General features: G+C 61.4%; 21 protein-coding genes and 3 pseudogenes. 16 read left to right on the top strand and 8 right to left on the bottom strand.

Annotated elements, in window-relative coordinates; translation table 11 throughout:
• Positions 1-32: 32 nt before the first annotated feature.
• On the bottom strand, positions 33-668 hold the full coding sequence (locus tag NKH90_RS11215) for an Lcl C-terminal domain-containing protein (protein WP_352771857.1): 636 nt from the start codon (positions 666-668) through the stop codon (positions 33-35).
• A 225-nt stretch (positions 669-893) separates the two neighbouring features.
• A pseudogene (locus NKH90_RS11220) lies at positions 894-1724 on the bottom strand (IS5 family transposase).
• Between the two features lie 358 nt (positions 1725-2082).
• Between NKH90_RS11220 and NKH90_RS11225 the strand changes: the two are divergent.
• Positions 2083-2253, top strand: a complete 171-nt coding sequence (locus tag NKH90_RS11225; protein WP_352819383.1) for a hypothetical protein — start codon at positions 2083-2085, stop codon at positions 2251-2253.
• A gap of 713 nt (positions 2254-2966) precedes the next feature.
• Here NKH90_RS11225 and NKH90_RS11230 read toward each other — a convergent pair.
• Both NKH90_RS11230 and NKH90_RS11235 read right to left on the bottom strand, forming a co-directional pair.
• Positions 2967-3272, bottom strand: a complete 306-nt coding sequence (locus NKH90_RS11230) for a hypothetical protein (RefSeq protein ID WP_352612590.1) — start codon at positions 3270-3272, stop codon at positions 2967-2969.
• 669 nt (positions 3273-3941) lie between these two features.
• Complete coding sequence (locus tag NKH90_RS11235; RefSeq protein WP_352771854.1) at positions 3942-4835, bottom strand: hypothetical protein; 894 nt, start codon at positions 4833-4835, stop codon at positions 3942-3944.
• Between the two features lie 603 nt (positions 4836-5438).
• Here NKH90_RS11235 and NKH90_RS11240 point away from each other — a divergent pair.
• Positions 5439-5741 carry a hypothetical protein gene (locus NKH90_RS11240; protein ID WP_352771852.1) on the top strand — a complete coding sequence of 101 codons (303 nt, stop codon included), beginning with the start codon at positions 5439-5441 and terminating at the stop codon, positions 5739-5741.
• Positions 5742-5837: 96 nt separating this feature from the next.
• Here NKH90_RS11240 and NKH90_RS11245 read toward each other — a convergent pair whose 3' ends face one another.
• Both NKH90_RS11245 and NKH90_RS11250 read right to left on the bottom strand, forming a co-directional pair.
• Positions 5838-6056, bottom strand: a complete 219-nt coding sequence (locus tag NKH90_RS11245; RefSeq protein WP_352502879.1) for a DUF3072 domain-containing protein — start codon at positions 6054-6056, stop codon at positions 5838-5840.
• A 448-nt stretch (positions 6057-6504) separates the two neighbouring features.
• Positions 6505-7269, bottom strand: a complete 765-nt coding sequence (locus tag NKH90_RS11250) for a Crp/Fnr family transcriptional regulator (protein WP_352771850.1) — start codon at positions 7267-7269, stop codon at positions 6505-6507.
• Between the two features lie 261 nt (positions 7270-7530).
• Here NKH90_RS11250 and NKH90_RS11255 point away from each other — a divergent pair, with 261 nt between their 5' ends.
• Together NKH90_RS11255 and NKH90_RS11260 are read left to right on the top strand one after the other, a co-directional pair.
• Positions 7531-7761 (top strand): hypothetical protein, encoded by a 231-nt coding sequence (locus tag NKH90_RS11255; RefSeq protein ID WP_352502878.1) that lies wholly within the window; start codon positions 7531-7533, stop codon positions 7759-7761.
• A gap of 15 nt (positions 7762-7776) precedes the next feature.
• Positions 7777-8069 (top strand): annotated as a pseudogene (locus NKH90_RS11260) (GSU2403 family nucleotidyltransferase fold protein).
• Positions 8070-8295: 226 nt separating this feature from the next.
• Here NKH90_RS11260 and NKH90_RS11265 read toward each other — a convergent pair.
• Positions 8296-8682: a type II toxin-antitoxin system VapC family toxin gene (locus NKH90_RS11265; RefSeq protein ID WP_352612595.1), complete on the bottom strand. Its 387-nt coding sequence runs from the start codon at positions 8680-8682 to the stop codon at positions 8296-8298.
• Complete coding sequence (locus NKH90_RS11270) at positions 8682-8939, bottom strand: type II toxin-antitoxin system VapB family antitoxin (RefSeq protein WP_352492342.1); 258 nt, start codon at positions 8937-8939, stop codon at positions 8682-8684. Before NKH90_RS11270 ends, NKH90_RS11265 begins: the two co-directional genes overlap by 1 nt.
• A 516-nt stretch (positions 8940-9455) precedes the next feature.
• On the opposite strand from NKH90_RS11270, the gene trbB reads away from it, so the two are divergent.
• The 12 genes and pseudogenes from trbB (at position 9456) to NKH90_RS11330 (ending at position 19471) form a co-directional block, all read left to right on the top strand.
• Positions 9456-10472 (top strand): P-type conjugative transfer ATPase TrbB, encoded by a 1017-nt coding sequence (gene trbB / locus NKH90_RS11275; RefSeq protein WP_352502876.1) that lies wholly within the window; start codon positions 9456-9458, stop codon positions 10470-10472.
• Positions 10473-10546: 74 nt separating this feature from the next.
• Complete coding sequence (locus NKH90_RS11280) at positions 10547-10810, top strand: TrbC/VirB2 family type IV secretion system protein (RefSeq protein WP_352474837.1); 264 nt, start codon at positions 10547-10549, stop codon at positions 10808-10810.
• A complete protein-coding gene (locus NKH90_RS11285) occupies positions 10810-11073 on the top strand; it encodes a VirB3 family type IV secretion system protein (RefSeq protein WP_352685422.1) in 264 nt (87 codons plus the stop codon). Before NKH90_RS11280 ends, NKH90_RS11285 begins: the two co-directional genes overlap by 1 nt.
• Before the next feature lie 10 nt (positions 11074-11083).
• Positions 11084-13591: a conjugal transfer protein TrbE gene (trbE, locus tag NKH90_RS11290; protein WP_352819385.1), complete on the top strand. Its 2508-nt coding sequence runs from the start codon at positions 11084-11086 to the stop codon at positions 13589-13591.
• On the top strand, positions 13588-14337 hold the full coding sequence (trbJ, locus tag NKH90_RS11295) for a P-type conjugative transfer protein TrbJ (RefSeq protein ID WP_502898815.1): 750 nt from the start codon (positions 13588-13590) through the stop codon (positions 14335-14337). Before trbE ends, trbJ begins: the two co-directional genes overlap by 4 nt.
• A gap of 12 nt (positions 14338-14349) precedes the next feature.
• Positions 14350-14718, top strand: a complete 369-nt coding sequence (gene trbK-alt, locus NKH90_RS11300; RefSeq protein WP_352819387.1) for a putative entry exclusion protein TrbK-alt — start codon at positions 14350-14352, stop codon at positions 14716-14718.
• Positions 14715-16085, top strand: a complete 1371-nt coding sequence (gene trbL, locus NKH90_RS11305; RefSeq protein WP_352771845.1) for a P-type conjugative transfer protein TrbL — start codon at positions 14715-14717, stop codon at positions 16083-16085. Before trbK-alt ends, trbL begins: the two co-directional genes overlap by 4 nt.
• Positions 16082-16768, top strand: coding sequence for a conjugal transfer protein TrbF (trbF, locus tag NKH90_RS11310; RefSeq protein ID WP_352771843.1), 687 nt, complete (start codon positions 16082-16084; stop codon positions 16766-16768). The genes trbL and trbF overlap by 4 nt, the downstream gene beginning before the upstream one ends.
• Positions 16768-17829, top strand: coding sequence for a P-type conjugative transfer protein TrbG (trbG, locus tag NKH90_RS11315; protein WP_352819389.1), 1062 nt, complete (start codon positions 16768-16770; stop codon positions 17827-17829). Before trbF ends, trbG begins: the two co-directional genes overlap by 1 nt.
• Complete coding sequence (locus NKH90_RS11320; protein WP_352819391.1) at positions 17826-19040, top strand: TraB/TrbI/VirB10 family type IV secretion system protein; 1215 nt, start codon at positions 17826-17828, stop codon at positions 19038-19040. The genes trbG and NKH90_RS11320 overlap by 4 nt, the downstream gene beginning before the upstream one ends.
• Positions 19037-19138, top strand: a pseudogene (locus tag NKH90_RS11325) (DUF2274 domain-containing protein); the annotation flags it as partial. The gene NKH90_RS11320 and the pseudogene NKH90_RS11325, both read left to right, overlap by 4 nt.
• Positions 19139-19183: 45 nt before the next feature.
• Entirely contained in the window at positions 19184-19471 is a 288-nt protein-coding gene (locus NKH90_RS11330; protein WP_352819393.1) for a DUF2274 domain-containing protein, read from the top strand.
• Positions 19472-19641 lie beyond the last annotated feature (170 nt).

Genomic DNA, 19641 nt, shown 5'->3' on the forward strand with positions numbered 1-19641 from the left:
ACCTCAACCAATCTGCGCGGGCTGCCAGGCAGCTAGTCCAAGCCTGTGGCGGGCGCCCCAAAAACGCACCATACGCCTGCCTTCTTGGACGCTTCAAGCGGACGCACCAGAGTGGTGGGGGCACTGAAGGCAACGACCGCAAAGGACCCTGCCAGGCCCGGCCATTCAGTGCGGGTCCAGTATTCGGTTTCGCTACGTGCGAGCGGCGGCAGCTTGTATTGCGCGAACGCCTCGCGCTGACTTGGCCAGTCTGCCGAATCGAGGCTCGTCAGTTCCGCCATCGTTGGAAGCTCCCAGCCCATGTCGCCGTGCGGCCCGCCTTGCCCGAGCGTGGCGCAGTACCCCATCGCATCGCTCAGCGTTGCGGGTTGATCAAGCCTGTCTAGCCGGGCAACAAGGCAAGTGCGTTGGTCGACGAAAGCTTTGCCGTCATGTTCAGCGAGCAACCAGAAATTTTGATCACTCAGCGGCTGGCGGGCTTGCTTGTGCACGATACCGCAAGGTGCAGCTTGGGATTGTGACGCTGATATGGTTGCAAAAAAGGCAAGCCCTATGCTGAAAGTCGCAAGAGTGGCGATCCGATGCATGCCTTCCTCCTCCTTGGCCGCGCGTTCGACATGGCAATCGGAAGCGTACTTGAACCGGCGAATAATTGAAAGTTCCTGCACTTGCCGGGTTGCCTTGTAAATGATCGAAGCATTGGTCCACCAAGCGAATGCGTGCAGTAATCCTCGAGCCGAACACCGATCGCTTTAACCTTTCATCGACCAACCGGGAGTATTGGCTTGTGCTCATATGCGCCGAACGATCAATTCTGGTCTGGAAGTAATCCTCGGTCGTTTCTGCGCCGTCGAGCCAGAGAACAAGCTCTAAGAGCCTGACTCGAAACTCGGTTACGCACGACGCGGAGCTGCCATGCGGCGAAGCATGAGGCCGATCGAGGCGATGAAGATCCACGCCTCAGCGCTGGCGATGGTCGGCTCGAAGTCTTTGGCGAGCCGGCGACAACGTCCCAGCCAGGCGAAGGTTCGCTCGACGACCCATCGTCGTGGCAGCATCTCAAAGCCCTTGGCTGCGTCGGAGCGCTTGATGATTTCGATGGTCCATGTGCCGAGATTGGCCAGAGCCTGCGACAGTTTTTCTCCGGCATAGCCGGCGTCGGCGAACAGATGGCGCAACCAGGGATAAGGCCGTCGAATGGAGGCGATGACGCCGACTGCCCCATCCCTGTCCTGGAAGTCGGCTGCGTGCACCCTCAGCCCGACCAAGTGTCCCTCGCTGTCGGTAATGATATGGCCCTTGCGGTCTTTGACCTTCTTGCCGGCGTCGTTACCGCGCAAACCGGCAACGTCCGTGGTCTTTGCCGATTGGCTGTCGATGACACCGGCGCTCGGGCTCGCCTCGCGACCAGCGCAGGCGTGCCGCAGCCACCAAGTGCAAGTTGATGGTCTCCACAGCCCGTTGTCCCGCCAGGCATAGAACTAGCGTTGAACCGTCGAAACCGGCGGGAACCGGTCGGGCAATGCCCGCCATTGGCAGCCGGTCCAGGCGATGTAGAGAAGCGCGTCCACGACCGCCCGAAGTTCTGTCGTCCGCGGTCGTCCCGTTGTCTTCGTTCCCGACAGGAACGGCTCGATCAACGCCCATTCCCTGTCCGTCAACGCGTTTGCATGTCGCTGCCCCGCGCGGCAATATCGCCGGCGGGCGGTCTCCGTCCAACCCATGTCGTGATCCCGTTCGAGTCTAGACAACTCAAACGAATCACAACGGACGGGGCCACTCAACCGCTTCCACCCCCCTCGGCATTCGTCTCCACAGTCGATCTCGGCCAGCAGTGTGCGTTGCCGAATTGGAGGTCTTTCGACCGCGCATGCTTGGTTGAATTCGAGCCTTGCCGCCGGAGGAAAAGGTTCTTGCCCGTGCCGTAACCAACGGTTGCAGATGATAATCACTTTGAACAGCCCGGTGGGACGGCATCGCTGTCAAAACCGGACATCGGACCCTTTCCTTAGGCGCAATAACTTTGAAACAAATCCTGCCGGCAAGCGTTCCAGCATAGCGGGCGGGTTGCCGGAGGACCCAATGCCCGACGATGATATCGTCCTTCCCCAAGACCACGACGCTTCGCTACTTCGGGAGGAGGAGTATTATGTCGTCTGCCCGGCGTGCGGCCAGGCGTTCGATATCAGGTGTATGGCAGAGGCGCTTCATCACAACGAGCTGGGCCACGAGCCCTACGACCTCGACTCGTAGTCGGCAATTACCGACGGTCGTCGACGAACGTCAACCCTGATCGAGACCAACACCGAGTTCTCGCTCATCTGGCCGGCGTTGCCGTCCGGTCGGCCTACAACGAATCCCGGTCGCCAGGGCGGAGCTTCGCCGGCACGCTATGTCGTGACAGACACCTTGCGGGCTTTCAGCGACGACTTGATTGCCGTTGCGGGCGTTGTCGGTGCGGTCGTGGCCGCCACTGACCGGCATGGCCGTCAGTGGCCGGGTTCTTAACCCAGGCGGCTTGCTCCACCGCAACATGTCGCCCAGTTGCCTCGCGACGCTCCGAAGCAGACCTTTGCCGGCATCGGGGCCGGGCGGAACATGTGATCTCCATAATGCGCACCAACCGGAGCCTATCGCGATTGAAATTGCTGATCGGCGAACAGGCGCTCGTTGCAGAGAAAGGTTACGATCGATCGCGATGCCCGCGTGCCTTCACGCGAAGGCACATGCTACGCGTCTTGGACGGGCGGGCCGCCTGTTGCCGAGAGCGGACGGCAGGTGAAGCGCGCTTGCGATGGCCCGAATCTGACTTGCTTCACCAGTAACCCGGAAGACGCCAGGGACGCGCTGCGCTGGACGCGTGCCCTAGCCGTCGAGCTCCCATCTATCGGACGGCGCCGCACCCTTGGGCTGTTCAAAGGCGCTTGCATCTTCCCTGCGCCGACGCTGGCAGTGTATCCGGAGCGTCAACCCGCTGAAGTCCGGTTGCGCTTTCTCAGCCGAGTAATCGCCGAATTGTCGACAGTGATCACCCCGCCGCAGTCAATCCGCACAGTGAGTTTGTTCACCCCGCGATCGACGCGGGTGACGTCCCCAACAAGAACCACTCTGTCGCCGGCCCGGACTTTCGGTGGCGGATCAATCGTATAAGGATGGTCATACGAAGGAATGCTCACCCTGGCGCGCCCACTGGGGAGAATCGCGATCACGATACCTGCCAGCGCCACCTCATCGCCGACCTCAAATTCGCGAGGCATGTTAACGTGCAGCATGGTCTTCCTCCCGATGCCTTCCTAATTCACGCTTTGCTAAATTAATGCCCGGCCAACCGGGTTGGTTGCTTGCAATCGACTTCGTACGGTTCCGCACAATTCCAAGCTGGTATGCACTCCCAGTTGGCCTCGGATCGGCCTTGTGCGTCAAAATTCTGCAGAAACGGTTTGACCTTCAGGATGACCTTGGCGCGCCCGCCACACGGTAGCGGAGCGGCGGACTTCATCGCAGTCCGGCGATGGCATAAACGCTGAGCGTGAAGCGGAAATGAATGTTTCGCGTTCAGGTACATCGTTCTGGCAAATTCGAGCAACGCCACGCCGGAAGCAGGAATCGTGTGCTGCTCCCAAGCTCCCTCGGAAGGCAAGTTGACCACCCGCCCACCGTTAGTCTAGGTCCGGCCGGTGCGTTCCAAACGTCATAGAAGCCGGTCGATGGCTTTACTGCCACGCGGGTTATTGGAGCCGGATCATCGATGCTGGTGTCGTGCGCCTACGCGCACGTCAAGTCGGTTTCATGCATGGGACCTTCAAGGCCAGCGACGTCATCATCGAGCAATGTTCAGCCAAGCCGTATGTTGTTCGCAATCGTTGCACATGGAAGGCTCCGATCGGGGTGACATCTCAACACTAGGGCAACCGGACAGACGGTGGAAAACGGCCCCAGCTTCAAAAGCTAGAACAATGCCATAAGCCTTGTGCCCTTCTTCGCGCCAGGCTTCGAGCTATTTGGCGAGCTATCCTGAGTTCGGCCAGCGTTGGTTGCCACCAGCCTCGCTGCCGTTCCGGTAATCCGGCAGCACGCCGAGCGGGCCATGTTCTAATCAATTCAGCCAACGTCGCCGGACGCCATCGGCCCCAGACGTGGTCGACGTTCGCCTCGATCAAATGCGGATAGAACGCTGCTATCTGCGAGGCGTCGACGAGTTCACCCGAAATCTCGGTGAAGACCACGATACCGTATTGCTCCGTTGCCACGGCACGGCCAAGCCGGGGTAAATCGTCTGGGGGCAGTGGATAGCGACGTCGCCTGCGTTCGGCATACCGCAATCTGGCGGCTTTATATTCCTCGGAATCTTTGGACGCTTCTCGTCGCCGTTTCCTCTCCTCCGGTTCTGCGCGGCCTGCGGCCCTTTCGATGCTTGGCCAATGGCGCTTCAACTCCTCGTACGAGCGGAAAGGCACCCTCCAGGCCCGCAGTTCGTCGTCCCAGCTCGCCCATGGAACGGCTCGCAGTTCCTCAAGAACCGTCCGCGAATAAGGCGTGCGAATGCGCAGGTCGTCCGCGACTTCCAGATACCGGCTCGACAGGGGATCGAAGGCGAAGGCATCCCGTCCCTTGCTGTCATCATGTGCTGCTCGCAAATCCGCCTCTTGCGCAAGCCAGCGCTGGATCCGCCGCTCTGCAGTCTTTCCTGGCACGAACCAGGTTCTGCGCTCGTCACTCCACCTGGCGCGCGGGAATGTCTGTCGAAACCGCTCAACCGCCGCACGATCGTACGGAAAGCGCGCTTCGGCACCAGGAGCTGTCTGCGGTGCAGCAGGGGCGTCGGATTTTTCCATCAGATTGCGAAGCACAGCATGCGCGCAAACAACGCGGTGCAGCTCATTTGGGTCCAAGAACATCAGAACGCATAGTTAGACCTGCAAGAGGAAGCCGACGAGGCGATCGGTGAAGGCGCTCCCGCCTCACATATGCCGCTACGGTTGACCAGGATCCGCGCAACCTCCAACGTGAGAACTTCACGTTTGTGCTCCGATTGGCACCGGGTCCTGACAGCATCGTGCTTTCGGTTGTTCTGTGGTTCCTCGACCGACAACAGGACGGCGAGCCCGCGTCGCCGGAGGATAAGAACGACGCGGGCCGATCGGAGATATCCGATCTGGCAGCAAAAATATGAGGGAAAGAGTTTGCTGCGTGGGCAGAACTTTTCCTGCGCGCCGGTGTTCCATCGCGTGAGGAAAAAAGCCCGCCGCACAGGTTGATGCGGCGGGTCGATCAAACGCTGTTGCACCGAGCGGGGGGTCGGACATGCCCGGTGCGCGCGGACCACGCGAACTTTAGATGCACCAGCTGCGATGCGTCCACCAACCGACGGTTGGAGTTTCATTCCGAGAACTGTCTCACAGTGCGAAGCGGGCAAGTAGTTTATCGGGAACCCAGCCTTGGCACAGCACGTTGCTCAGTCGCTGACCTTCGCAAAGGAAGCGAAAGACATATCTCGCGAGGAAGAGCAACGCGGCACCGAAAAAGTTTTCTTCTGGGGCGCTGCAATCGCCCTTGTCCTGTTTGTGTCTTTGGTTACCATCGCCCTCGTCGGAAGGGCCTGGTCTGTTTCGACAGTAGGATTGGATCGGCGGGTGCGAGGTCTCGGTGGGTTTTGGGGCGAATGCGGGCTGTTGTACCCTATGAGCCGCTCCCATCCGCCGTTTGTCGTCTCGATCGCCGGTCGAGCCACAATGCACTGAATTCAGAAGATTCATCGCGGGTCACCTGCAGCAAAACTGTCCCAATCCAATCCGATCGGCTGTCCTTTGCTAGAGACGAAAAGCCACGGGCGGACGCTACAGGCCTAACTTTTCCCGGAGTGCACCAATGCGTTTAGAAGCTTCCGCCTTGCTAAGGCCGTCGGCATAGGCCTCAGGGTCGTCGGCCTGTTCGGCCAGAGTTTTCAGATATGAGGCTTGTGCGGGAGTCATTGGGTCATCTCCGCTGACCCAATCTTCCGGGTCTTTTCCGACATTTGCCGATGCCTCGATTTTTGGGTTGTGCCGGTCGCCCATGGTCAATCTCCCTTGATTGATCAGCACAATGAGAAACGATCATGATTTGTTCCGCCACATTTGGTAGGCTCTCTCAGGCCGTTTGCAGGGCTGCTCGTCACCGACCTGGTCAGTGTGTGGGATCGGTCGGAGTAACGTCGACGCTGGCCGGGACCCGGACAACACGTCGACTGCGGCTGGATGGTGGTTCCCGCGCCGGACTGGCAGCCATATCCTGCTCTGGTCGCCAACGGCGCTGACAGAGCCTCCGGTCTCAAGATATCAATTCTTTGCGGGAAGGGAGAGACTCGGCGTGCCTCACTCAACGGTCGCAACCAGCAGGGGTTGCCCTTCGCGAATCGAGACCCCCCGCCCAGCATTAGCGATGGCCTGCCGCTTTAGGTAGTTTGTCTCATCCCATCGGCGGACTTCGATATTGGCGCGGATCATGGAGATGCCTGCTCGCCGATCAGGCGGGCATATTCCGCCTCCGGCTGGCCATATGAGCTGTTTGCCAAGGTGATGAGACCAGTTCGATCACGGAGATGACCTCGCCACGATTTGACCTGATCAGGCCGCGGCCTTCCAGCATTTGAAGTGCCACGGTGACGCCCGGCCGTCGTACACCCAACATGACCGACAGGAATTCATGGGTAATCGGCAGCCGGTCGCCTTCTATGCGGTCGTTGCACATGACCAGCCATCTTGCCAGCCGTTCTTCCAGTTTCAAACGCGCATTGGCGAGGGCGGTATAGCTTGCCTGGATCCACGCGTAGTGCACGTACCGCAGCAGAAAAAGCCGCAGCGTCGGGCTGTCGGAAAGCGCCTTTGTGAATGGCTCGGCGTCCATGCTGGCAACCTCGGCATCCGCTTGAATGTAGCAGTCGTGCGGCGATCGATCGCCGCCCATGATCAGCGCCGAGCCGGTCATGCCCTCGAAACCAATGACTATAACTTCGGCGTCGACCTCCGGCCGGAGTTTCGCCACCATCGAGCCGATCCCCGTCTCAAAGAAGTAGACGGCCTCGATAGCGGCGTTTGCGGTTTCGAGCTGCGTCCTCAATGGCAGAAAGCTGCTGTGAAGGTGAGGGCTGAGCAATTGAAGGTCGGCCGGAGACATGCGCCGCAGCAGTTCGTTTCTGTATACAGGCTCTGGGCTAGGAATTGGCTGTGGCGCCCGATCGCGGTCTTCTGAGTTTGCGACGCCAATTTTGGAGGTGTTGGGGCTGCTCATGGCTCCCTCCCGAATTGGGGCGGAAGCACGATGCTCGCTCACAGCCGGCGATGCCCTTAATGTTTATCACCGATCAAAGCAGAGTACGGCTTTCAAACCGGCGAGTCCCGAGAATTATTCGTCGGTCGATGCGGCCTGTCCACCTCTCCAGGCCTCTGCGGCCCTGTCTCATAGCAGAGGAACAACCGCACTCGCATCCGTTCGGCACCGCCAGAACCCTCCGGCTGAATGTCTCTTCGGTGCCGCAAATGGAGATGTTGCATGGCTCGATCCGTAGAGCACGTTTTCAAAGACCATCTGAGGCTGCGTTCCGCCGGCGATCTCGAGCAGAATCTCAGGCACAGTTATGCCGACGTCGTTCTCTTGGCCGCGAATCCGAATCTGGTGGGCCATGATGCCGCGCGCGTATCGTCCAAACACCTGCGCGGCCAATTGCCCGAAGGGGAGTTCAAGTACCTCTCAAAACAGGTTCGCGGTCCCACACACTGCTGATCTGGTCTGGCATGGTTGGAAAATGCCCCTGCTTTCGAAGCAATCGCCATCGATGAAAAAGGCGGACCGTTACGGCTCGCGGTTCCCGATCCGCGTATTTTTGCTGCTCACAATTCTGGGTCTCAAAACGAGCTGATCGCGAGCCAGTCAAGCGCGGTCGTGACTTGGCCCAAGCGCAAGTGGTTGTCCCGCTGACGACGCAGTATCTCGAGCATCTCACCCACCAAGCAAGCGAGCTTCGGGCCCTCCCAAGGGCTGTTTTCGACGAGGCCCATCATCTATTGGTGCAGCCAGCGTCGCGGCCGTGAATGTCTGAGTTACAAGTTGGCCGGCTGGATTGGCCCTCAACTTCCAACCCATCCGAGACGCGGCCCAGCAGCGCCAGATCGGAAAGACGAAAGACGCCAGCTTGCTCTGCTTTTGGACCAATTGGCATGACGCCCCTCGATGCAGGCCCAGCCGACAGGGCCGAAACTAATTGGGCGCTATTACAGGTTCAAGCTGGGGACAGCCGATCATCTTACAATCTCGTGCTCATGCCGGTTCGATATCCGTTTGGCAGAAGTCTTTGCCGATGAAAAGCAGCGGTTCGTCTGCACGCTTTGCCAAAGCATAGGAGAGGCAATCGGCAAAATTCAGCGCCGCCGGGTGGTGGCCCTTGCCGTAGGTCAGCCAACCCTGGGTCGCAAGATCAACCAATTCGGAGTCGACAGGAATGATGTCGGCCTCGATTTTGCGCAGCCAAAGATCGATCTCAGCCAACGCGTGTTCGCCGCGCCTGCTGACCAGCACCATGCGTACCTCGAGCACGCAGGTTGCCGGGATCAGACGGATTGGATCGGAGACTAGCGCTCGTTCCAGCCTTGCTGCCTCAGGCTCGCTCCGAAGGATCGCTACAACAGCTGAGGTATCGATCACCATCAGTTAGGGATTCCATGCTCGTCATACCCGATGATCTCCTCGTCGCTGCGACCATCCAGTTCAGGCAATCGTGCCACTCTTTCTCGGATGGCGCGCAATTCTGCCAGCAGACGCTCCTGAGCGGTCTCTCCAAAGCCCAAGCGGTGCAAGCGCTCGCTAAGGGCCTGATGAATGGCTGCTGTCTTACTGATACCCTGGCGGCGTGCGAGTTCATCGGCGAGAGCAACGGTGGCTGGATTTTTGATGTTCAGGGACACGAGAAACTCCAAAAATCTACCTTTCTGGCAATTTCTACCAGAGTTCTCTACGCTCTTCAACATACCTGCTAGCCTCGCCTACCCGCGCCGGATTGACCACGACAATCGCCAGGCCGACGCCTGCCAAGCGGCGACCGCAGTCTCCCGAAGCTGCCTGTCGACTCCAATCCGACGACGGCCGGCGAGGAACTCTACCGGGGCCGCGGTAAAGAGCGTTCCGGCAGCGGTCCATAGAGCGTGAAAGCAGTCCCTTCATCCTGTCAGACGCACCTAACGAGGCGCTGATCCTCCGTCGCGATGCCACCTCTTGAATATAGCCGCCTGTTCTGCTGGAGCGGCGATGGCCAGTCGGGCACCGGGTTGCTGAGCTGTCGCGGTAGCGGCACCGCATCTCGCAAGTCTCTGCACGTCATGCCACGATCGCCGGTTTTGCTTGTTGCAAGGCCGGCGCTCCTGCCTTTTCTAATGATCCCCGACCGCGGCAAGAACAGTTCGTGGCGAGAAACGGGGACCCGCATGGCGACCAACTATCATGCCAGTAAGGGAGCGGTATCGCGCGGCGCGCGCATGCTGCGCACCGCCCTCGGCCCGGCGGTCGCAGGCTTCCTTGACGATCCAGCCATTGTCGAGGTGATGCTCAATCCCGACGGTCGCCTGTGGGTTGACCGTCTCAGCGAAGGACTCGCTGCAAGCAATGAAACACTGATCGCGGCAGACGGCGAACGGATCGTCAGGCTGGTCGCGCACCATGTCGGTGCGGAGGTGCATTCGGGCTCGCCGCGCGTTTCGGCTGAACTGCCCGGGACCGGTGAACGGTTCGAGGGCCTTTTGCCGCCTGTCGTCACGGCCCCAACATTCGCCATCCGCAAGCCGGCAGTCGCGGTGTTTACGCTTCAAGACTATGTCGCTGCCGGCATCATGACCGAAGGCCAGGCTGACGTCCTGCAGCTTGCCGTGGAGACACGCAAGAACGTGCTGGTGGCCGGCGGTACATCGACGGGCAAGACCACGCTGGTCAACGCGCTTTTGGCGGAGGTGGCTAAAACCGCCGAGCGCGTCGTGCTGATCGAGGACACACGCGAGTTGCAGTGCGCTGCGCCCAATCTTGTAGCGCTGCGCACAAAGGATGGTGTCGCCTCGCTGTCCGATCTGGTGAAGTCATCATTGCGGCTTCGGCCCGACCGCATCCCGATAGGCGAGGTACGGGGCGCCGAAGCGCTCGATTTGCTGAAGGCCTGGGGCACCGGCCATCCCGGCGGCATCGGCACCATTCACGCCAATTCTGCCATTGGCGCACTGCAGCGACTGGAACAGCTCGTACAGGAGGCCGTCGTCACGGTCCCGCGCGCGCTGATAGCCGAAACCATAGACCTCGTCGCCGTCCTCGCCGGCCGCGGCTCCGCGCGCCGGCTCGTCGAAATCGCCTTTGTCGACGGGCTCGATGCGGCCACCGGTGACTACCGCACCCTGGAAGCAAATGTCGAGACCACAATGACCGTGAATCACCACTCGCCCTTTGGAGCTTCAGAATGACCCCGATCCGCTTCAATTCATCGGCTATCCGCAAACTTGCCGTGGAGCTGTCGTATGCGACGACCGCCGCGATCATGACGATTGCGCCCGCCCATGCTGCCGGCTCCTCCATGCCCTGGGAGGAGCCGCTTCAGCAAATTCTCGAATCGATCGAGGGGCCAGTCGCCAAGATCGTGGCGGTGATCATCATCATCGTCACTGGCTTGTCGCTCGCTTTCGGCGACACATCGGGCGGATTTCGCCGGCTGATTCAGATCGTCTTCGGGCTGTCGATCGCTTTCGCGGCAAGTTCGTTCTTCCTGTCCTTTTTCTCCTTCGGCGGCGGGGCGTTGATCTGATGGAGGAGGAAGTCCGTGGCTTTTTCGCGCCGGTGCATCGCGCGCTTACTGAACCGATCCTGCTCGGCGGCGCGCCGCGCGCCGTCGCTATCGCCAACGGCACGCTGGCAGGCGCGGTCGGGTTGGGTCTTCGTCTGTGGATCGCGGGGCTCGTCATCTGGGCGGTCGGGCATCTCGCCGCCGTCTGGGCGGCAAAGCGCGATGCGCAGTTCGTCGACGTGGTTCGCCGGCACCTGCGCTATCCCGCGCATTTCGGCTGTTGAGGTTTTCGCCGTGATGAACCTCGCGGAATATCGAAACAAGAGCGCCAGCCTCGTCGACTATCTGCCTTGGGCCGCCCTGGTGGCGCCGGGCGTGGTGCTCAACAAGGACGGCAGTTTTCAAAGAACGGCGCGTTTTCGCGGGCCGGACCTGGACTCCGCCACGCCGGCGGAGCTGGTCGGCACGACCGCACGGCTCAACGGCGCGCTGCGCCGGCTCGGCTCCGGCTGGGCGATCTTTGTCGAAGCGCAGCGCAATTCCGCCAGCGGCTATCCCGACAGCCGGTTCCCGGATTGCGCATCCGCGCTTCTCGACGTTGAGCGGCGCGAACAGTTCGAAGGGTCCGGCGTGCTGTTTGAAAGCAGCTACTTTCTCACCTTCGTGTGGCTGCCTCCGGCCGAGGAAGCGTCGCGAATGGAGAGCTTGCTCTACGAAGGCCGGCAAAAGACCGGCGTCGATCCTTGGGAGCTCCTGAAGAGTTATGTCGATCGCACGGACCGCGTGCTCAACCTCATCGAAGGCTTCGTTCCCGAAGCTGACTGGCTCGATGATGGCGAGACGCTGAGTTACCTGCACTCAACAATTTCGACCAAGCGGCATCGCGTTCGCGTGCCGGAAACGCCGATGCATCTCGATGGCTTGCTTGTCGATCAGCCGTTAGCCGGCGGGTTAGAGCCGAGGCTTGGCGATGCGCATCTGCGCACACTCACTATCATCGGGTTTCCGAACATGACCTTCCCGGGGATTCTCGACGACCTTAATCGGCTTGCCTTCCCCTACCGCTGGTCCACGCGGGCGATCATGCTCGACAAGACCGACGCGACGAAGCTGGTGACGAAGATCCGTCGCCAGTGGTTCGCCAAACGCAAATCGATCGCCGCAATTTTGAAGGAGGTGATGACCAACGAGGCGTCAGTCCTCGTTGATACGGACGCCGCCAACAAGGCGGCCGATGCGGACGCGGCCCTGCAGGATCTCGGTTCAGATCAGATCGGCGAAGCCTATGTCACCGCCTCCGTGACGGTCTGGGATGCTGATCCGTCAATTGCCGACGAAAAGCTGCGCCTGATCGAAAAGGTCATTCAGGGCAGGGATTTCACCTGCATCGCCGAAAGCGTCAACGCGGTCGAGGCTTGGCTCGGCAGCATCCCTGGCCACGTCTACGCCAATGTCCGCCAGCCGCCGATCTCGACTCTGAACCTCGCCCACATGATTCCACTTTCGGCGGTCTGGGCTGGACCGATTGAGGACGAGCATTTTGGCGCCCCGCCGCTGTTCTTCGCCAGAACGGAAGGCGCCACACCGTTCCGGTTCAGCCTTCACGTCGGCGATGTCGGCCACACCCTCGTCATCGGCCCGACCGGTGCCGGCAAGTCGGTCCTGTTGGCGATGATCGCGCTGCAGTTCCGACGTTACGAGCACAGCCAGGTTTTTGCCTTCGACTTCGGCGGCTCAATCCGCGCGGCCATTCTCGCCATGCATGGCGATTGGCATGATCTCGGAAGAAATGCCGGAACTGGGCAGGGGGCTGACGATCCGTTGCCCTTGCTTACTTTGGCCGATCTGTCGGACGACGTTCATACCGTTTCGCTACAGCCGCTCGCCCATATTCATCATACGCCAGAGCGAGCCTGGGCGGCCGACTGGATTGTCGACATCCTTCTGCGCGAAGGCGTGTCCATCACGCCGCAGGTAAAGGAACATCTGTGGTCGGCGTTGACGTCGCTGGCCTCTGCGCCCGTCCACGAACGGACGCTGACTGGCCTGTCCGTATTGCTGCAATCTTCGCCGCTGAAGCAGGCGCTCCTTCCCTATTGCATCGGTGGCCCTTATGGCGGCCTGCTCGATGCCGAGCACGAGCGGCTGGGCGAGGCTTCGGTCCAGGCGTTCGAAACCGAAGGCCTGATCGGCACAGGTGCAGCGCCCGCCGTGCTCGCCTATCTGTTCCACCGCATCGAGCAGAGGATGGACGGCCGGCCGACACTGCTGCTCATCGACGAGGGTTGGCTCGCGCTCGACGACGGCGGTTTCGCTGACCAGTTGCGCGAATGGCTGAAGACGCTGAGGAAGAAGAACGCCAGCGTGGTCTTCGCCACCCAGTCGCTTTCGGACATCGACGGATCGCCAATCGCACCGGCAATCGTCGAAAGCTGCCCGACGCGGCTGTTCTTGCCGAACGAGCGCGCCGTCGAGCCGCAGATCACAGAGATCTACCGACGCTTTGGTCTCAACGATCGCCAGATCGAGATCGTCGCCCGAGCGACACCGAAGCGCGACTATTACTGTCAAAGCCGCCGCGGCAACCGCCTGTTCGAGCTGGGGCTTGGTCCGATCGCGCTGGCGCTCTGCGCCGCATCGTCCAAATCGGACCAGGCCGCGATCGACCGGATAATCGCCGGGGCGGGGCGAGACCATTTCCTCGAGGCCTGGCTTACGAACCGTGGTCTCTCCTGGGCGGCAGACCTCATTCCCAATCTCACTGGCGTGATCGACCAATCCACAAAGGAGCTTCCCTCATGAATTCCGTTCTTGCAGGTCGGCGTATCCGTCGCATGGCGGCAGCCGGCGCAATCGTCGTCGCGACGGCGCTGTCATCGGCACCGGCATCGGCACTGATCGTGTTCGACCCAAAGAACTACGCCGAGAACCTGCTTTCGGCATCGCGTGCGCTGGAGCAGATCCACAACCAGATCAGCTCGCTTCAGAACGAAGCGCAGATGCTGATCAACCAGGCGAAGAATCTCACCTCCCTGCCAACCTCGCTGCTTGGCCAGATCGAGGCCAATTTTTCCGAGATGAAGAGCCTGCTCGGCGAGGCCGACAAGCTGGCCTATAGCGTCCAGGAGATCGAGAGCCAGTTTACCTCCACTTACGAGAATTTCGGGTCGGAACTCTCCAGCCAGCAGCTTGTCGACGGCGCGCGTCAACGCTGGCAGACCTCGGTGTCGGCCTTTGAGCATTCGCTGAAGACCGGCGCCGTCGCAGTAGACAACATCGCAGAGACACAGGAGCAGACGAGTGCGCTGGTCAGCGCCAGCCAGTCGGCTGTCGGCGTGCTGCAGGCGACGCAAGCCGGCAACCAGCTTCTTGCCGTGCAGGCCAAGCAAGTTGCCGATCTCACTGCGATGCTGGCCGCACAAGGACGAGCCGAAGCTCTTGAGCAAGCGAGAAGGGCGGCCGCACAGGAGCAGGCGCGGGAACAGTTCAGCCGTTTCATGACGGGCAGCAGCTACAGTGCGTCATCCGTAAAAATGTTCCACGACTGAGGCGAAGACCGCATGGATCTCAAGATCGCCGCCCGGATAACAGCCGTTCTTGCCCTTGGCGCCGCCATGACCGCCGCCTCCATGGCGCTGCGCGGCGGCGGCTCGCAGGACGCGTCCTCCCCGCGCTCCGCATATCCGGGCGGCGAGCCGGCAAGCGTCGAGCTTGCCCGATGCCGGGACATCGGAATTGCGGCGATCGATGACGACGCCTGCAGGAAAGCCTGGGCGGAAGGCCGCCGACGCTTCCTGCGGCCATTCCGCCCGATCATGCCAAACGTGGCTCCGCCGACCGAAAAGGGCCCGACCCGGCTGCCGCCGCTCCAACCGCCAACGCCGCCTTTCGCGGAAGACCGGCCCTATCCCGAAACGGTGGCGCCATGAACGACACCGGCGTCATCGATCGCTTCCTCGAGACTTTCACTCGCTACATCGATTCAGGATTTGGCCTGCTCGGTGGGGAAGTTGCGTTTCTCACTTCGACCCTGATTGTGATCGACATCACACTGGCCGGCCTGTTCTGGGCATGGGGTGCTGATGAAGACGTGCTGCACCGACTGGTGAAGAAGACGCTCTATATCGGCTTCTTTGCCTTCATCATCGGCAACTTCAACCGTCTTGCCGGCATCGTCTTCGAGAGCTTTTCCGGGCTCGGCCTGAAGGCTGGAGGCTCGGCACTTTCAGGCTCGGCATTGCTGCAGCCGGGCCGCGTCGCGCAAGTTGGCATCGATGCCGGCAATCCAATCCTCGAGGCCGCCAGCCAGCTGATGGGCTACGTCTCGTTCTTCGAGAATTTCGTCCAGATCGTAGTGCTGATGATCGCCTGGGCGATCGTACTGATTGCGTTCTTTCTTCTGGCCGTCCAGATATTCGTCACGCTGGTCGAATTCAAGCTGACGACGCTTGCCGGGTTTGTGCTGATACCCTTTGCGCTGTTCAACCGGACCGCCTTCCTTGCCGAAAAAGTGCTCGGCAACATCGTTGCCTCCGGCGTGAAGATACTGGTCCTTGCCGTCATCGTCGGCATCGGCTCGGGCCTGTTCGGCGAGTTCACCCAAGGCTTCGGCGCCGAACAGCCCACAATCACGGATGCGCTGTCGCTTGTCCTGGGCGCTCTGTCGCTGATGGGACTGTCGATCTTCGGTCCCGGCATTGCGACGGGGCTGGTCTCCGGTGCCCCGCAACTGGGCGCAGGTGCCGCTGTTGGCACGAGCCTCGTCGCTGGCGGCCTTGGCGTGGCTGGCGCTATGGGTGCTCGCGCCGGATTGAGCGGCGCGGCAGGCGCACTCAATGGCAGTGCGCGTATGTCGGCAGCAGCCGCACGCCGCGGCGCGCATTTGGCCGGCAGCACTTCGGCCGCCTGGGAACTTGGCGCAGCGACATCTGGAAGAGGTGGTGCAGGCTCGGTCGCCGCCGGCGTGGCGGGTGTCGCCAGGGCCGGTGCCAGCGCTGCCGTTCGACCGGTGAAGCAGGCCATGTCGCGCGCCGCCTCGGCGCTGTCCGACAGCTATGATGCCGGCCGCTTTGCGGCTTGGAGTGCGACGAGTGGAGAGCGATCGTCGGGAACGGCTTCCTCGGGTGACTGGTCGGCCTCCGACACCAGTTCCGACGCCCCGCCCGCATGGGCAAAACGCATGAAGCGCAACCAGGCCATGGGCCACGGCGCCAGTATCGCCGCCCATTCGGTCCACTCAAGTGATGATGGGGGCGGCTCGATGAATGTTTCCCTCGATCAGGACGACCGCCGATGACCCCCTTAAGACGCCCTTTTGTTCGTTACGCAAAAACGCCTCACCCCGAGACGCCATATCAGCGTGCAGCCCAGATTTGGGACGAGCGCATCGGCTCGGCTCGCGTCCAGGCGAGAAACTGGCGGCTGATGGCCTTCGGCTCTCTCGTCCTGGCCGGCGGTTTTGCATCCGCATTGGTCTGGCAGTCAACGCGCGGCTCAGTGGTTCCCTGGGTGGTGGAGGTCGACAAGTTCGGTGAAGCGCAGGTTGTCGCTCCGGCCGTTGCCGACTATCGGCCGACCGATCCGCAGGTCGCCTGGCATCTGGCCCGCTTCATCGAACAGGTCAGAAGCATTCCGGCCGACCCGGTCATCGTCCGCCAAAACTGGCTGCGCGCCTACGACTACACCACAGACCGCGGCGCCATTTCCCTTAATGATTACGCCCGGTTGAACGACCCTTTTGCCAAATTGGGCAAACTCCAGATCGCCATCGAGGTTTCCAGCGTCATCCGTGCTACCCCCGATTCGTTTCGCGTCGCCTGGGTCGAGCGCCGTTACGAGAATGGCAACCTGGCCGGCACCGAGCGCTGGACCGCAATCCTCACAATCGCGATTCAGCAACCCCGCGACGCTGACCGGCTCAAAGCCAATCCGCTTGGCGTCTATGTCAACGCCATCAGCTGGTCGAAGGAGTTTTCATGATGCGTGCAGCACCAACAAGAACATCGGCGAGACCGGCCACGCGCAATGCGCCCAAGGCACGTAGGCTTGCCCTGACACTGCTGTCGGCAACGGCGCTCGCCGGCTGTGCATCGAAGAAATACATTCCGCCGGAAATCGCCTACGACGATGCGGTGCCTGCGGTGCGCAGGCTCGACCCGCATGGTCCGGTCAAAGTGGTGGAAGTGCCGAAACCGCTTCCGCTGCCTGGTCAGTTGAAACCAGTCGACGCTACGAAGGTGAAGCCGGAGCCGACCGATCCGAAGCAGCGTATCAGCCAGGCGAACGAGGCAGCGAGGATGCAGCCGGTTCGCGACGGGTTCGTCAATGCCATCCAGCTCTATCCGTGGAGTGAGGGCGCGCTCTACCAGATTTATGCCGCGCCCGGCCAGGTCACCGACATCGCCTTGCAGCCGGGCGAACAGCTTGTCGGCTCCGGGCCTGTGGCCGCCGGCGACACGGTGCGCTGGATCATCGGCGATACGCAAAGTGGGGCAGGGGAGCGCCAGCAGGTCCATATTCTTGTGAAGCCGACACGGCCGGATCTGCAGACCAATCTCGTCATCAACAGCGACCGCCGCACCTATCATCTCGAGCTGCGCTCGACCGAAAAGACCTACATGGCTTCGGTCTCCTGGCAGTACCCGCAGGACCAGCTGATTGCGCTGCGGCGCCAGAACGCGCAGGCTTCCGCTGCACAGCCGGTCGCGTCCGGCGTCGACATCCAGAAACTGAATTTTCGCTATCGCATCGAAGGCGACATGGCGCCCTGGCGGCCGCTTCGCGCCTTCGATGACGGTGCAAAAGTCTATATCGAGTTCCCGTCGGGCATAGGGCAAGGTGAAATGCCGCCGCTCTTTGTCATCGGCCCATCGGGCGGCTCGGAGCTGGTCAACTACCGTGCTCGCCAGAACTACTATGTCGTTGATCGGCTGTTTGCCGCCGCTGAATTGAGGCTCGGCGACAAAACAAGCGAAAAGCGCGTCCGCATCGTGCGCACGGACGGCAAACGAACCTCGCCCAGCACGAGGCTGTTCCGATGAGCGACCCTGCAAATGCACCCAACCAGGACATTCGAGCGGAACTGCGCCTTCGGCCCGAACCGGCCAGGGTCACGCGACTGTCGCGCAAGGTGCTGATAGGCGTCGGTGGAGTTCCCAGCGCTGCGATCCTCGGCACGTTGATTTGGGCGCTCGACACCAGACAGCGCGGAACCGAACAGCCGCCCGAGCTCTTCACCACCGAAAACCGCTCAACGGCCGACGGGCTACAGAAGCTGCCGAAGGACTATGCAGGTGTTCCGCAACTCGGCCCCGCGCTGCCTGGCGATTTGGGCCGGCCGATCTTGCGCGCGCAGGAGCGCGGCCAGCCGATTGGGGCGTCCAACGTCAGTGGACCGCGCGCCGATCCGGAGGAGCAGCGCCGACTGGCCGAGATCGAGGCCGCACGCGTGGCGAAGCTCTTCACCGATACGAACACGAGACCTGGTCCCACACGACAGGATCCTGGCGGCAGAGTCATAGAACCGGACACCCAATCTGGTCTGATTCCGCCGCTGGGGCCGCCACCGATCGATCCTGGCGCCGCGCAAAACGTGCAGGATCGCAAGCTGGCCTTCGTCAATGCCGAGCCAGACCGTCGCACAGTCAGCCCCGATCGGCTCGCCAAGAAGGCCTCGCCCTATGTGGTGCAAGCCGGCAGCGTCATTCCAGCTGCCCTTATCACCGGCATCCGCTCCGACCTGCCCGGCGAGATCACCGCTCAGGTCACGGAAAATGTCTATGACAGCCCGACAGGATCCCATCTCCTGATCCCGCAGGGTGCGAGGCTGATCGGCCAGTACGACAGCCACGTCGCCTTCGGCCAGTCGCGCGTGCTGCTGGTCTGGAACCGGCTGATCATGCCTGACGGCACCTCGATCGTCCTGGAGCGCCAGCAGGGCGCAGACGCTGAAGGATTTTCTGGGCTGGAGGACGAGGTCGACCGTCATTGGGGCCAGATGTTCCGGGCCGCAGCACTCTCGACATTACTGGGCATTGGGACATCGCTTGGGTCCAGCGACGACGAAAGCGAAATCGCCAAGGCCATCCGCGAAAGCGCGCAAGATTCGGCCTCCGATATGGGCCAGCAGCTCATGCGCAATCAGCTCAATGTCCAGCCTACGCTCACCGTGCGGCCCGGTTTCCCGGTTCGCGTGATTGTCAATCGCGACCTTCTTCTTGTGCCTTACGGCACGTCAAAGGATCCATCATGACCAAGCTGAAACTTTCCGCCATTCCCTATGACCGTCCGGTCAAGATCACCGTCGAACTGCCTGCCGCCGTTCATCGCGACCTCGTTGCCTATGTCGATTATGAACAGTCAACATGTCTTTGTCTCATAAGCAGGAGGTGAACAATGCCTGATCTGAGGCTCGGTCGGCTGCCGAAGGTTGGTGTCGTCCGCATGACGATCATCCTGCCGGAGCCCCTCAAGGAGGAACTCGATCAGTATGCGGCCGAGCACAGCCGGCTCTATGAACCCGTGGACACCGCTGCCCTGATTCCGCACATGCTGGAAGCGTTCGTCGGTTCGGATCGCGGCTGGCGCAGCCGTAAGGCGAAGACCGGCCGTGCCCGTCAACGAGCGGCGTCTCCAGCCAGCAGCACGACGCGAAGCGGTGCTGAAGGCGATGGCCCCGCCTGAAGCTGTCCTGGTGGCTTCACCCTAAGCGGAATATCGGTTCCCACCCTAAGCGGAAGCTCGCTTGCTCCGGGCCAATTCACGGCCATCACCCGAAGCCGTCATCCAGTTGGTCGAGGCTGTGGGTTGGCAATGGGGTGGTAAGGGACGTTCGGCGAAGATGGGTTACACGC

This window comes from Mesorhizobium sp. M0898, from assembly GCF_040319695.1.
Classification (GTDB): Bacteria; Pseudomonadota; Alphaproteobacteria; order Rhizobiales; family Rhizobiaceae; genus Mesorhizobium.